This is a genomic window from Streptomyces sp. NPDC101110, from assembly GCF_044759525.1.
Taxonomy (GTDB): Bacteria; Actinomycetota; Actinomycetes; order Streptomycetales; family Streptomycetaceae; genus Streptomyces.
Genome location: NZ_JBIVZM010000001.1, coordinates 1 through 14219, shown reverse-complemented (window position 1 = coordinate 14219; position 14219 = coordinate 1). Strand labels below are relative to the sequence as shown.

At 67.5% G+C, this 14219-nt stretch carries 12 protein-coding genes and 2 rRNA genes; 3 read left to right on the top strand and 11 right to left on the bottom strand.

Annotated elements, in window-relative coordinates; all coding sequences use genetic code 11:
* Nucleotides 1-113 precede the first annotated feature (113 nt).
* Nucleotides 114-383, bottom strand: a complete 270-nt coding sequence (locus ACIQU3_RS00070; protein ID WP_167526753.1) for a glutaredoxin family protein — start codon at nt 381-383, stop codon at nt 114-116.
* Nucleotides 384-556: 173 nt separating this feature from the next.
* Between ACIQU3_RS00070 and ACIQU3_RS00065 the strand changes: the two genes are divergently transcribed.
* From ACIQU3_RS00065 to ACIQU3_RS00055, 3 genes are all read left to right on the top strand, one after another.
* Entirely contained in the window at nt 557-1474 is a 918-nt protein-coding gene (locus tag ACIQU3_RS00065; RefSeq protein ID WP_403723764.1) for an HAD family hydrolase, read from the top strand.
* A 349-nt stretch (nt 1475-1823) separates the two neighbouring features.
* Entirely contained in the window at nt 1824-2594 is a 771-nt protein-coding gene (locus ACIQU3_RS00060; protein WP_403723762.1) for an ECF subfamily RNA polymerase sigma factor, BldN family, read from the top strand.
* A gap of 237 nt (nt 2595-2831) precedes the next feature.
* Nucleotides 2832-4064 carry a DUF5667 domain-containing protein gene (locus ACIQU3_RS00055; protein ID WP_403723760.1) on the top strand — a complete coding sequence of 411 codons (1233 nt, stop codon included), beginning with the start codon at nt 2832-2834 and terminating at the stop codon, nt 4062-4064.
* A 63-nt stretch (nt 4065-4127) separates the two neighbouring features.
* On the opposite strand, the gene ACIQU3_RS00050 is transcribed toward ACIQU3_RS00055, so the two are convergent.
* From ACIQU3_RS00050 to ACIQU3_RS00005, 10 genes are all read right to left on the bottom strand, one after another.
* On the bottom strand, nt 4128-5183 hold the full coding sequence (locus tag ACIQU3_RS00050) for a lysophospholipid acyltransferase family protein (protein WP_403723758.1): 1056 nt from the start codon (nt 5181-5183) through the stop codon (nt 4128-4130).
* 14 nt (nt 5184-5197) lie between these two features.
* Nucleotides 5198-6259 (bottom strand): NAD-dependent epimerase/dehydratase family protein, encoded by a 1062-nt coding sequence (locus tag ACIQU3_RS00045; protein WP_403723756.1) that lies wholly within the window; start codon nt 6257-6259, stop codon nt 5198-5200.
* 232 nt (nt 6260-6491) lie between these two features.
* A complete protein-coding gene (locus ACIQU3_RS00040; protein WP_003948845.1) occupies nt 6492-6590 on the bottom strand; it encodes a 30S ribosomal protein bS22 in 99 nt (32 codons plus the stop codon).
* Nucleotides 6591-6745: 155 nt separating this feature from the next.
* Nucleotides 6746-6958: a helix-turn-helix domain-containing protein gene (locus ACIQU3_RS00035; protein ID WP_004984898.1), complete on the bottom strand. Its 213-nt coding sequence runs from the start codon at nt 6956-6958 to the stop codon at nt 6746-6748.
* A gap of 129 nt (nt 6959-7087) precedes the next feature.
* Nucleotides 7088-7903 (bottom strand): phosphatase, encoded by an 816-nt coding sequence (locus ACIQU3_RS00030; RefSeq protein WP_403723754.1) that lies wholly within the window; start codon nt 7901-7903, stop codon nt 7088-7090.
* 302 nt (nt 7904-8205) lie between these two features.
* Entirely contained in the window at nt 8206-9378 is a 1173-nt protein-coding gene (locus ACIQU3_RS00025) for an acetoin utilization protein AcuC (protein ID WP_403723753.1), read from the bottom strand.
* Nucleotides 9329-10546, bottom strand: a complete 1218-nt coding sequence (locus ACIQU3_RS00020) for an MFS transporter (protein WP_403723751.1) — start codon at nt 10544-10546, stop codon at nt 9329-9331. Before ACIQU3_RS00020 ends, ACIQU3_RS00025 begins: the two co-directional genes overlap by 50 nt.
* An 89-nt stretch (nt 10547-10635) precedes the next feature.
* Nucleotides 10636-11280, bottom strand: a complete 645-nt coding sequence (locus tag ACIQU3_RS00015; RefSeq protein WP_403922847.1) for an HAD family hydrolase — start codon at nt 11278-11280, stop codon at nt 10636-10638.
* 59 nt (nt 11281-11339) lie between these two features.
* Nucleotides 11340-11456, bottom strand: a 5S ribosomal RNA gene (rrf, locus tag ACIQU3_RS00010).
* 88 nt (nt 11457-11544) lie between these two features.
* Nucleotides 11545-14219, bottom strand: a 23S ribosomal RNA gene (locus ACIQU3_RS00005); the annotation flags it as partial.

The window sequence follows — 14219 nt, the reverse complement described above, 5'->3', positions numbered from 1 at the left end:
GCAAAACCGCACACTCTCCTCAGTGAATCCCGCCCCCGAGACCAAGCCACCATCGATCCTAAGCGACCCGGTGGGCTCTTTGGACTGGTCGGTCAGTCGCTCACCGGGCGGGATCAGTCGGTCAGCGCCTTGCGCAGGCGGTCCTCGTTCACGCGCCAGAACGTGTGCTGCCTGCCGTCCACCAGTACGACCGGGATCTGCTCCCAGTACTGGTCGTGCAGTTCCCGATCCTCGGTGATGTCCTTCTGCTCCCAGGGGACTCCGAGATCACCGCACACCTTCTCCACAACGACCTGTGCGTCATCACACAGATGACAGCCGGGCTTGCGGATCAGCGTGACGAGCCGGTCACCGGAGGGTCTGCGGCGAAAGAGGGGACTCATGTCGGCCATTGTCGCGCGCCCGCGGACAAGCGGAACCCGCCCGGAAGTCCCCGGCCGAGGCGCCGGCCGCCCGAGTCCCGCAGGGTGTCTTTTGACGACATGCTTGCCGAGAGTTCACACGCCCCCAACCTCTCGGCTCCGGAACCCCCGAACAAACTGGCTATGCTCACGCCATGGCCGCTCTCGGATGGCTCACACCCCGTAGGCGCTCCGCCACGGCGCGGAGCGTTTTGGCAGGCGAGGCCTCGGCGGAGGCAGCCCGCAAGTCCACCCAGGAAGTCGCCGGCACGACCGAGGAACCGCAGTTCCCGGTACACGGCGACGACCGGGCCGCCGCCTTCTTCGACCTGGACAACACGGTCATGCAGGGCGCGGCCATCTTCCACTTCGGACGAGGCCTGTACAAGCGGAAGTTCTTCGAGACGCGCGAGCTGGCGAAGTTCGCCTGGCAGCAGGCGTGGTTCCGCCTCGCCGGCGTCGAGGACCCCGAGCACATGCAGGAGGCCCGCGACTCGGCCCTGTCGATCGTCCAGGGTCACCGCGTCGCCGAACTGCAGTCGATCGGCGAGGAGATCTACGACGAGTACATGGCCGAGCGCATCTGGCCCGGCACCCGCGCCCTCGCCCAGGCCCACCTGGACGCCGGCCAGAAGGTGTGGCTGGTGACGGCCGCCCCCGTCGAGATCGCCACGGTCATCGCCCGCCGCCTCGGCCTGACCGGCGCCCTCGGCACGGTCGCCGAATCCGTCGACGGCGTCTACACCGGCAAACTCGTCGGCGAACCACTGCACGGCCCGGCGAAGGCCGAGGCCGTGCGCGCCCTGGCCGCCGCCGAGGGCCTGGACCTCGGCCGCTGCGCCGCCTACAGCGACTCGCACAACGACATCCCGATGCTCTCGCTGGTCGGCCACCCCTACGCCATCAACCCGGACAGCAAGCTGCGCAAGCACGCCCGGGAGCTGGAGTGGCGCCTGCGCGACTACCGCACCGGCCGCAAGGCGGCCAAGGTCGGCATCCCGGCCGCGGCGGGCGTCGGCGCGGTCGCGGGCGGCACGGCGGCCGCCATCGCCCTGCACCGCCGCCGCCGCTGACCGTCCGATCAATCAGGGACACCGATGTTTACGGCCTGACAATCGCCGTAAATCCAACTGGCGTACCCCCACAACCTCGTGTCCAGTCCTCTTGGCTGCACACGGCCACAACACGCCCTGGACTCAGCTGCAATCCGAAGGTTTCCGATCAACATCCGTTCACGCTGCGGCACTTGATCCGGCGTCAATCGGTTACGGAAGCGACGTAATCGATGATTTGAGCAACTCGGTGTAGCAGGCCCTACACGAAGCGTTATTCTCCTCAGACGCAAACCGGTACCTCTCCGTCGCTACGACGAGTGAAAGGTTCCGTACTGCACGTGATGGAAGCTCTGCCTCTGGGAGTCCCGTGTACCCACACGTCGGGGTTGACGCCTCGGGCCTGGCTACGCTGCGCGCAAGGGTCCACGACCTGTTGCGCGGCTTCGTCCCCACCGCGTACGCCGTCCCCGCATTCGCCGCCACCGCGCCCGTAGGCCCTTGCTACGCACTGGCCGACGGCAGCGCCGCGGTCGGCAGACGAGGGCGCCCCTCCGGCGCGGCCGCGGCACGCCGGCCTGCCGCGGACAGCGACAGCGCCCGGATGATGGACCTCGTGGAGCGTGCCCAGGCCGGCGAGTCCGACGCCTTCGGCCGCCTCTACGACCAGTACAGCGACACCGTCTACCGGTACATCTACTACCGGGTCGGGGGAAAGGCGACCGCCGAGGACCTCACGAGTGAGACCTTTCTGCGGGCGCTCAGAAGGATCGGCACCTTCACCTGGCAGGGCCGCGACTTCGGCGCCTGGCTCGTCACCATCGCCCGCAACCTCGTCGCGGACCACTTCAAGTCCAGCCGCTTCCGCCTCGAGGTCACCACCGGCGAGATGCTCGACGCCAACGAGGTCGAGCGCTCCCCCGAGGACTCCGTCCTGGAGTCCCTTTCCAACGCCGCCCTGCTCGACGCCGTACGACGGCTCAACCCCCAGCAGCAGGAGTGCGTGACGCTCCGCTTCCTCCAGGGCCTCTCGGTCGCCGAGACCGCCCGGGTGATGGGCAAGAACGAGGGCGCCATCAAGACGCTTCAGTACCGGGCCGTCCGCACCCTCGCCCGGCTCCTGCCGGAAGACGCCCGCTGACCGGCCGGGCACGCTCGGCGACATCCAACTCACTTTCCGTGAAAGTCGGTTGACTTCGGCATCCGATCAGCCGACGTCCGTAACCCAAGTGCCGCGCCGCTCGTTGTGCGGGATGCAGGCTCCCTGTGGTCACCCCCTGGTCGGCTCCGGTCACTCGATCGTGTGGTCGTGGTCAGGGTGTGCAACCCTCAGGACCCCCTGGGGAGTCGACCGTCATGACGAGAGGAGGTGCCGCCAGTGATCGCGAACGTATCGGCGCACCGGCGGGCGAACGCCTTCGCCCAGGCCCTGGACGAGCAGTCCAGGCAGGGCACGGCGGCCGAGCAGCCCGAAGGATCGGCCCCGGCCCCGGCCGCCGCGGAATCGAGCGAACAGGTCCGCCATCTGGCGCTCGCCTCGGGCCTCGGCGCGTTGCCCAAGCCGGAGCTCGACCCGGAGGTCAAGGTCGTCCAGCGGGCCCAGCTGGTGGCGGCCTTCGAGGCCATGCTGCAGGAGGGCACCGCCGGCGGCGGGGCGATGGACGGCGCGGTCCCCGGGCAGCGCTCCCGGGCCCGCGGAGCACACCGCGCGAAGTTCCGGCCGCGTTCCCGGCTCGCCAAGGGCCTCACCGCGGGCGGGCTCAGTGTCGGGGTGGCCGCGGGCGCCCTCGGTGGAGTCTCCGCCGCCAGCTCGGACGCCCTGCCCGGCGACTCGCTCTACGGCCTCAAGCGCGGCATCGAGGACGTCAAACTCGGCTTCACCGACGGGGCGGACGAGCGCGGCCGGGTCTATCTCGACCACGCCTCCACCCGGCTCAGCGAAGCCCGCCGGCTCATGGAGCGCGGCCGCAGCGGCCCTCTGGACCACGAGTCCCTGGGCGAGATCCGCCGCGCCCTGTCCGGAATGCGGCACGACGCCTCGGAGGGCCACCGGCTGCTGAGCGAGGCGTACGAGCACGACCCGGACTCACTCGGCCCCATCCAGGCCCTGTCCGCGTTCTCCCACTCCCACCGCGAGGCCTGGGGCGAACTGCGCGAACGACTGCCCGTCCAGCTCGGGGACGTCAGTCGCGAGGTGTCGTCCGTCTTCGACGCCATAGAGGAGGACGTCGCCCCGCTGCGTTCCCTGCTCCCCGAGCCTCCGGCCACGAACGGCGGCAACGGCAAGCGGCAGGGTGCCTCCGAGTCCGCGCCCAGCGGTTCAACGGGCACGGGCCGCTCGACCCGCCCCAGCGAGAGCGCCGACAGGCACAGCGACCAGGGCAGCACCGACAGCGGCAGCCCCAGCCGCTCGGCCGGCTCCGGCAGCGACAGCGACGGCCTGCTCGGCGGCAGCACCGGCGGCCTGCTCGACCCGCCGAAGGACAGCGAGGCCAGCACCTCCCCGTCCGAGGAGGACAACACACCCGTCCCCGAGCCGGATGTGACGCTCCCGCCTCTCCTGCCCGGCCTGCTCCCCGGCCTGGGCATCGACAGCGAGCACGCGGACTAGAAGACGGCTTCGGGGCGCCCCTTCTGCAAGGGGCGCCCCGAACCGTACGCGGAGCGGAACGGATCAGAAGAACACCGACCGCCGCTGCACCAGCAGTTTGTACAGCGTGTGCTGGATCTGCTCCCTGACCTGGTCGGTCAGGTTGAACATCAGCATCGGGTCCTCCGCCGCCTCCGGCGGATAGCCGTCCGTGGGGATCGGCTCGCCGAACTGGATCGTCCACTTGGTCGGCAGCGGAATCGCCCCGAGCGGCCCGAGCCAGGGGAACGTCGGCGTGATCGGGAAGTACGGGAAGCCCAGCAGCCGCGCGACCGTCTTGGCGTTGCCGATCATCGGGTAGATCTCCTCCGCCCCGACGATCGAGCAGGGCACGATCGGCGTCCCCGCGCGCAGCGCCGTCGAGACGAAGCCGCCGCGGCCGAAGCGCTGTAGCTTGTAGCGGTCCGCGAAGGGCTTGCCGAGGCCCTTGAAGCCCTCCGGCATCACCCCGACCAGTTCGCCCTGCTCCAGCAGCCGGGACGCGTCCTCTGCACAGGCCAGGGTGTGACCCAGCTTCCGGGCCAGCTCGTTGACCACCGGCAGCATGAACACCAGGTCCGCGGCGAGGAGCCGCAGATGCCGGCCCGCGGGGTGGTTGTCGTGCACGGCGACCTGCATCATCAGGCCGTCCATCGGCAGGGTGCCGGAGTGGTTGGCGACGATCAGGGCACCGCCCTCGGACGGGATGTTCTCGATGCCCTTCACCTCGACCCGGAAGTACGTGTCGTACAGCGGGCGCAGCAGCGACATCAGGACCTGGTCGGTGAGTTCCTCGTCGTAGCCGAAGTCGTCGACCTCGTAGTCCCCCGTGAGGCGGCGGCGCAGGAACGCCAGGCCGCCCGCGATCCGCCGTTCCAGCCCACCCCTACCGTCCCCGGAAGGCTCCGGCGGCTGTTCCTCAGAAGTCACAGGCACATCATCCTGCGGAGCGGCCCTGGTGGGCAGGGGCTGCACCTCACGCACCGGCACGGACTCCGCGCCCGGGCGGCGGTTCCCGGCGCCCCGGCGCCGCTGGGGACGCTGCGCCGCGCTCCCCCGGGACCGGTCGTCGTCGAACGGAATGACCTTGGCGTCCGCCATCGTTGATGCGCTCCTCAGTTGGCGCTCTGCGTCGGGGAGTGTCCGCCGCCCGCGAGGGGCAGGCCGGCGATCCGGTCGACGACCCCCGCGAGGGCCTCCGGCGGAAGGAGTCCGGGGCCCTGGCTGCGGGCGAAGTCCGCGAACGTCTCCGCGGTCGTGTACTTGGGCTGGAATCCCAGCGTCTCGCGCATCTGGCCCGTGGCCACCACCCGGCCGTGCGTGAGCAGCCGGATCTGCTCGGGCGAGAAGTCCGTCATCCCCAGCGTACGCACCAGCGAACCCGCCCAGGTGACGGCCGGGAGCAGCAGGGGCACGGTGGGGCGGCCGAGGCGCCGGGAGCACTGGGAGAGCAGCAGCACACCGTCGCCGGCGATGTTGAAGGTGCCGCTGTTGAGGGTGCCCCGCCGGGGTTCGTGCGAGCCGATCCGCAGCACCTCGATCACGTCGTCCTCGTGCACGAACTGGAGCCTGGGGTCGTAGCCGAACACGGTCGGCAGGACCGGCAGCGCGAAGTACGAGGCGAGCGGGGTGTCCGCGGTCGGGCCCAGGATGTTGGCGAACCGCAGCACGCACACGGCCACATCGGGCCGGCGGCGCGCGAACCCCCGGACATAGCCCTCGACCTCGACGGTGTCCTTCGCGAAGCCGCCGCTGGGCAGGGACTTGGGCGGAGTGGTCTCCGTGAACACGGCGGGGTCGCGGGGCGCGGAGCCGTAGACGTTCGTGCTGGACTTCACCACCAGCCGCTGCACGGACGGGGACTTCTGGCAGGCACCGAGCAGCTGCATGGTGCCGATGACGTTGGTCTCCTTCAGGGAGGCCCGGTTGCCGCTGCCCAGCGGGGTGCCCGTCACGTCCAGGTGGACGATCGTGTCGGCGCCCGTCTCGGCGAGCACCCGCGCGATCCCGGGCTGCCGGATGTCGGCCTGGACGAAGTCCGCACCGCCCAGATGGTGCTCGGGCGGCACCGCGTCCACGGCGACGACCCGGTCCACGTCGGGGTCCCGCTGGATCCGCCGGACGAACCGGCCCCCCAGCTGGCGGGCCACTCCGGTCACGAGCACGACCTTGCCCAAGATCAGCGCCTTCCTTCCAGAACCTCTTGCTCCCGGCCGCGTTCCCCCGTGGGGCCAACTTAGCGGGTTGTTGTTGCGCTGTGATGACCGCCCGATGCGCGAAGTGACCGAAGCAGCCGGACGCAGGAGCGCGGGGCCGCAGCAGCGGATCCCCGGGGGCGGATATGCGTGTGGCCCCCCACCGGTGGGTGGGGGGCCACAGCAACGCTTTCGCGGCTCGCGCGTCGCGAACTTACTTCTTGTTGCGACGCTGAACGCGCGTGCGCTTGAGCAGCTTGCGGTGCTTCTTCTTCGCCATCCGCTTGCGCCGCTTCTTGATAACAGAGCCCACGACTACCCTCGCTCACTTCTCATCACTCGGTGTTTGGGCGCCATGGGCCCATACGACCTACAAGGGGCCAGCCTACCCGTCCGAGCGCTGAGGTCGTAATCGAGGAGGCCGGAGGGATCCCGAAGTGCCCTGTTGGGATCGCCCCGACCCTGCCGTCAGGCGGTTTCCACCCCCACGTAACTCTCGCGGAGGTACTCGTGAACCGCTTGCTCCGGGACGCGGAATGACCGCCCCACACGGATCGCGGGCAGATGACCGCTGTGCACCAGCCGGTACACGGTCATCTTCGACACTCGCATCACCGAGGCGACTTCCGCCACGGTAAGGAACTGAACCTCGTTCAGAGGCCTCTCGCCAGCTGCAGCCATGACACACCTGAACCTTCCGCACTCGACGGCCACCGGCTTCCCCTTCCGGTGACTCTTCGTCGCTGCGTGCTCACTCCCCAATGTAGGTGCCAGTGATGCGAGTGGGGAAGAGGTGCACCCATCGGCGGCCTACTGTGACAGACACGCCCGATTGAGTACGTAGCGGGTCAGCGGCAGGTAGTAATCGGACCGCACGCCGTCATCAAGTGGAACGACGACCGACACGGACCCCTCGGCCTCCCCCACGAACAGCGCCGGGTCGTCCGTATCCGCCGGCCCGATGGCCTCGAACCCCAGCTGACCTGCACCGCAGACCCACCCGTGATCCCCGATCACCAGCTCGGGCAGAGGCCCGCCGGCCTCCGCGCAAGCGGCAAGCGCGGTACGAACCGGGAGAGGTGAGTGCGTATGTGCGCCGGGCTCACAACCGGGGCGTTCGGGACCGGGGGTCCGCACCAGCGCGACTCCTCGTACGTAGTCGAGGTTGTACGTACGTAGGCCGAACCGGGTCGTTATGTCGACACGGCGACCCTGCGCGGGAGTGAGGACAGCACATCCCGCCGCCGACAGGGCGTCTGCCAGAGCGCCGTAGAAACCGAGCAGCCGGTGCGGGTGCCCCGTGCCGAGAAGCACGGGAGCACCCCGCCGGACGGCCCCGGCGAGACGTTCCGCGAAGGCGTCCAGCGCCGCCAGGGTCCGCTCCGGGTCGATCACATCATGGCCGGAAACCCGCCGGGAATCGGCCGAAACACCACACCGGTCCGCCATCAGCTCGACCAACTCCCGTTCCCTCCAGGCACCTTCGGGATCGATCCCGAGCAGCACCCGCGGGTCCCGGGCGGCGAAGAGCCGGTAACGGCGCAGGCTCTGCTCCCGGGAGGTGGCCACGGTCCCGGCGAGCCGCGCGCCCACCAGATGCGCACGCAGGGCTTCGGTGGTCAGCACAGTCAGATCGTGCGTGACCGGAACACGGCCTGTCCCGAAAACCGGCGAACACCGCACGCACGGCCCATGGCCCGCAAGCGGCGCCGGCGGCAGACGTACGGGGCCACCCTGGAGCGCCACCCGCGGCAGACGTAAGACCCCCTGGGCCGCCACTCGCAGCAGACCTGACACCGCCCCGGAGCGCCACTCGCAGCAGACCCACGGCCGCCCGGAGGCGTCGGCGGCAGACGTGCGGCCGTGTCCGCCTTCGCGCCGGCCCGACCGCACGCGTGACCCCGACGTCCCCGCCCGGCGTCAGCCCCTCACGCCAGCAGGCCCCGCAGCGGGAACACCGCCCGCCGGGCCGCCAGCACCGCCTGGTCCAGCCGGTCCGCCGGGTCGTAGCCCCCTTCCCAGCCGGACCAGGAGACGGGCCAACGCCCGTCCGTCATCCGCGCCGGCGCCAACTGCCGCGTCTTCGCGAACACTTCCTGCCGCCAGCCGTCAGGGATCATCGCCTCGGGCTCGACGGCCCGGCCCGCCGCGATCGCGACCAGATGCGTCCAGGACCGCGGCACGACGTCCACGACCGCGTAGCCGCCCCCGCCCAGCGCCACCCACCGCCCGTCGGCGTACTCGTGCGCCAGGTCGTGACAGGCCACCTGCACCGCCCGCTGCGCGTCCAGCGACACCGCCAGGTGCGCCAGCGGGTCCTCGAAGTGCGTGTCGGCCCCGTGCTGCGTCACCAGCACCTGCGGCCGGAAGTCGGCGATCAGCTCCGGCACGATCGCGTGGAACGCCCGCAGCCACCCCGCGTCCCCGGTCCCGGCCGGCAGCGCCACGTTCACCGCCGAACCCTCCGCGGAGTCCGCCCCGGTCTCCTCCGGCCACCCGGTCTGCGGGAACAACGTCCGGGGATGCTCGTGCAGCGAGATCGTCAGCACCCGCGGGTCCTCCCAGAACGCCGCCTGCACCCCGTCCCCGTGGTGCACGTCGACATCGACGTACGCCACCCGCTCCGCCCCCAGCTCCAGCAGCCGCGCGATCGCCAGCGACGCGTCGTTGTAGATGCAGAACCCGGACGCCCCGCCCGGCATCGCGTGGTGCAGCCCGCCCGCGAAGTTCACCGCGTGCAGCGCCTCACCCCGCCACACCGCCTCCGCAGCCCCCACCGACTGCCCTGCGATCAGCGACGACACCTCGTGCATCCCCGCGAACGCCGGATCGTCCATCGTCCCCAGGCCGTACGACTGGTCCGCCGCCGCCGGATCCGCCGACGCGGCCTTCACCGCACCGATGTAGTCCTGCCGGTGGACGAGCCGCAGCGTCGACTCCCCGGCCGCCTTCGCGGCGACCACATCCACCTCACGGTCCAGCCCGAAGGCGCCGACCAGTCTCCGGGTCAGGGCGAGCCGGACGGGGTCCATCGGATGCCCCGGACCGAAGTCATAGCCCGTTACTGCCTCGTCCCACATCAGCTGTGCACGGCCGCTCATGCCCGCCACCGTATCGGTCCGGTTGAGGCGCGAACGACCGGGCGTACACCAGCGTCACCAGCACCAACACCATCGGCATCAGCATCGCCCCGCGGTAGCTCCACAGATCCCCGAGCGCCCCGACCAACGGCGAACCGATCAGGAATCCCACGTAGTTGAAGACGTTCAGCCGTGCCACGGCCGCGTCGGAGGCCCCCGGGAACAGCCTCCCGGCCGCCGCGAACGTCTGTGGCACGAGCACGCACAACCCGAGCCCCAACAGGGTGAACCCCAGCATCCCGACCCAGGCCCCGGGCGCCCCCGCCACCACGGCGAACCCACCCGCAGCGACCAGCGCACCGCCCCGCACCACCGCGACCGCCCCGAACCGCCGCACCCCGAGGTCCCCGATCGCCCGCCCCAGCAGCGTGGTGACCATGTACACGTTGTACGGCACGGTCGCCATCTGCTCCGAGCCCCCCAGCACGTCCTGCAGATACTTGGCACTCCAGTTGGAGACCGTCGAGTCCCCGATGTACGCGACCGTCATCACCAGACACAGCGGCAGCAGCCACTTGAAGACGACCGCCTGGCTCTCCCCGCCCTTCTCCTCCGCCCCCGGGGCCGCGCCCCGGTCGTCGGCATACCACCGGCTCCCCACCAGTACAGCCGGCAACAGCACCAGCACCACCGGCAGGTACGACACCCACAACGCCAGATGCCAGTGCGCCCCCGCCCACGCCAGCGAGGCCCCGACGATCCCGCCCAGGCTGTACGCCGCGTGGAAGCCGAGCATGATGCTGCGCCCGTACGACCGCTGAAGGCTCACCCCGAGCATGTTCATCGAGGCGTCCAGCACCCCTACGGCCAGCCCGAACGCCGCGAGCGACACCCCCAGCTCCAGCATCCGGTCCCCGGCACCGACGCCGAGCAGCGAAAGCAGCACCACGGGCTGGGACCAGCGCAGCAGCCGACTCGGCCGCACGCGCTTCACCAGCCGCTCCGTGGTCACGCTCCCGACCCCGGCGAGGACCGGCACGGCGGCCAGGAAGGCGGGCAGCAGCGCGTCGGAAACCCCGTACCGGTCCTGGATGGCCGGGATCCTCGTCACGAGCAGGGCGAACGCGACGCCCTGCGCCAGGAAACCGGCAGTCAACGAGGCCCGGCCGCGCCGCAGCACATCAGTCATGGCGGCGAGCGTAGGGCCCCGGCTTACTCGTGGGTAGATCCAGCCAAAGATGAATTCGGTTCAGCTTCTGCGGGCTCCGGTGGCCGGGCTCACAGCAGCAGGTCGGGCAGCTCCCCCAGGTCGGAGAAGCACCGGGCTGCCCCGGCCAGCTTCTCCGCCGTCGTCATCGCGGTGTAGCCGTAGACGTCCATGCCTGCCGCGAGGGCCGCCTGGACGCCCAGTGGACTGTCCTCGACGACGACGCACCGTTCCGGCGCGACACCCATCCGCTCGGCCGCGTACAGGAAGAGATCGGGGGCCGGCTTACCCCGTCCGACGTCCTGCGAGCTGAAGATCCGCTTCTCGTCGAACCACCGGTCGAGTCCGGTCGCCCGGTGCGCCACACGGATCCGCTCATGGCTCCCGGAGGATGCCACGCAGTACGGCATCCCGTCCGCGGTGAGCTTCTCCAGCACCTGGGAGGCCCCTGCGACGGCCACCAGTTCCTGTTCGAACGCGGTGAAGACCCGTGCGTGGAAGACATCGTCGAAGTTTTCCGGCAGCCGTTGCCCGGTCCGTTCCAGGACCAGTTCATGAATCCGGTGCATCGCGGATCCCATGTAGTCCCGGATGGACTCCTCGTAGGAGGTGGGGTGCCCCAGCTCTGTCAGGTAGGCCGCGAGCAACCGGTTGGAGATGGGCTCGCTGTCGACGAGCACACCGTCATTGTCGAAGATCACGAGGTCGTGGCGCATGGCTCGAGCCTAAACGCAGAAAACCCCGCATCCGAAGATGCGGGGTTTTCCCAAAAATTGTTCGGCGGCGTCCTACTCTCCCACAGGGTCCCCCCTGCAGTACCATCGGCGCTGTAAGGCTTAGCTTCCGGGTTCGGAATGTAACCGGGCGTTTCCCCTACGCTATAACCACCGAAACACTATGAAACTGTCGAACAATGCCGCACCACGCAAAACGTGGGGCCGTTCGTGGTTTCAGAACCAACACAGTGGACGCGAGCAACTGAGGACAAGCCCTCGGCCTATTAGTACCGGTCAACTCCACACGTTACCGTGCTTCCATATCCGGCCTATCAACCCAGTCGTCTACTGGGAGCCTTACCCTCTCAAGGAGGTGGGAATACTCATCTCGAAGCAGGCTTCCCGCTTAGATGCTTTCAGCGGTTATCCCTCCCGAACGTAGCCAACCAGCCATGCCCTTGGCAGAACAACTGGCACACCAGAGGTTCGTCCGTCCCGGTCCTCTCGTACTAGGGACAGCCCTTCTCAATATTCCTACGCGCACAGCGGATAGGGACCGAACTGTCTCACGACGTTCTAAACCCAGCTCGCGTACCGCTTTAATGGGCGAACAGCCCAACCCTTGGGACCGACTCCAGCCCCAGGATGCGACGAGCCGACATCGAGGTGCCAAACCATCCCGTCGATATGGACTCTTGGGGAAGATCAGCCTGTTATCCCCGGGGTACCTTTTATCCGTTGAGCGACGGCGCTTCCACAAGCCACCGCCGGATCACTAGTCCCGACTTTCGTCCCTGCTCGACCCGTCGGTCTCACAGTCAAGCTCCCTTGTGCACTTACACTCAACACCTGATTGCCAACCAGGCTGAGGGAACCTTTGGGCGCCTCCGTTACTCTTTAGGAGGCAACCGCCCCAGTTAAACTACCCATCAGACACTGTCCCTGATCCGGATCACGGACCCAGGTTAGACATCCAGCACGACCAGACTGGTATTTCAACGACGACTCCCCCTGAACTGGCGTCCAGAGTTCACAGTCTCCCAGCTATCCTACACAAGCCGAACCGAACACCAATATCAAACTGTAGTAAAGGTCCCGGGGTCTTTCCGTCCTGCTGCGCGAAACGAGCATCTTTACTCGTAGTGCAATTTCACCGGGCCTATGGTTGAGACAGTCGAGAAGTCGTTACGCCATTCGTGCAGGTCGGAACTTACCCGACAAGGAATTTCGCTACCTTAGGATGGTTATAGTTACCACCGCCGTTTACTGGCGCTTAAGTTCTCAGCTTCGCCCAGACGAATCTGAGCTAACCGGTCCCCTTAACGTTCCAGCACCGGGCAGGCGTCAGTCCGTATACATCGCCTTACGGCTTCGCACGGACCTGTGTTTTTAGTAAACAGTCGCTTCTCGCTGGTCTCTGCGGCCACCCCCAGCTCAGGACGAAAAGTCCATCACCAGGTGTGGCCCCCCTTCTCCCGAAGTTACGGGGGCATTTTGCCGAGTTCCTTAACCATAGTTCACCCGAACGCCTCGGTATTCTCTACCTGACCACCTGAGTCGGTTTAGGGTACGGGCCGCCATGAAACTCGCTAGAGGCTTTTCTCGACAGCATAGGATCATCCACTTCACCACAATCGGCTCGGCATCAGGTCTCAGCCTCAAGTGATCCGGATTTACCTGGATCACGGCCTACACCCTTACCCCGGGACAACCACCGCCCGGGATGGACTACCTTCCTGCGTCACCCCATCACTCACCTACTAACCGCTTGGTTCAGCGGCTCCACCACTCCCCTTTGCCCGAAGGCTCCGGGGCGGCTTCACGGCCTTAGCATCACGATGCTCGATGTTTGACGCTTCACAGCGGGTACCGGAATATCAACCGGTTATCCATCGACTACGCCTGTCGGCCTCGCCTTAGGTCCCGACTTACCCTGGGCAGATCAGCTTGACCCAGGAACCCTTAGTCAATCGGCGCACACGTTTCTCACGTGTGAATCGCTACTCATGCCTGCATTCTCACTCGTCAACCGTCCACAACTACCTTCCGGTGCTGCTTCACCCGGCAGACGACGCTCCCCTACCCATCCACACACCCGTTGGGGCTATTATGTGAATGACACGACTTCGGCGGTACGCTTGAGCCCCGCTACATTGTCGGCGCGGAATCACTAGACCAGTGAGCTATTACGCACTCTTTCAAGGGTGGCTGCTTCTAAGCCAACCTCCTGGTTGTCTCTGCGACTCCACATCCTTTCCCACTTAGCGTACGCTTAGGGGCCTTAGTCGATGCTCTGGGCTGTTTCCCTCTCGACCATGGAGCTTATCCCCCACAGTCTCACTGCCGCGCTCTCACTTACCGGCATTCGGAGTTTGGCTAAGGTCAGTAACCCGGTAGGGCCCATCGCCTATCCAGTGCTCTACCTCCGGCAAGAAACACACGACGCTGCACCTAAATGCATTTCGGGGAGAACCAGCTATCACGGAGTTTGATTGGCCTTTCACCCCTAACCACAGGTCATCCCCCAGGTTTTCAACCCTGGTGGGTTCGGTCCTCCACGAAGTCTTACCTCCGCTTCAACCTGCCCATGGCTAGATCACTCCGCTTCGGGTCTTGAGCGTGCTACTGAAACGCCCTATTCGGACTCGCTTTCGCTACGGCTTCCCCACACGGGTTAACCTCGCAACACACCGCAAACTCGCAGGCTCATTCTTCAAAAGGCACGCAGTCACGAGATGAAAGCAAGCTTCCATCCGACGCTCCCACGGCTTGTAGGCACACGGTTTCAGGTACTATTTCACTCCCCTCCCGGGGTACTTTTCACCATTCCCTCACGGTACTATCCGCTATCGGTCACCAGGGAATATTTAGGCTTAGCGGGTGGTCCCGCCAGATTCACACGGGATTTCTCGGGCCCCGTGCTACTTGGGTGTCTCTCA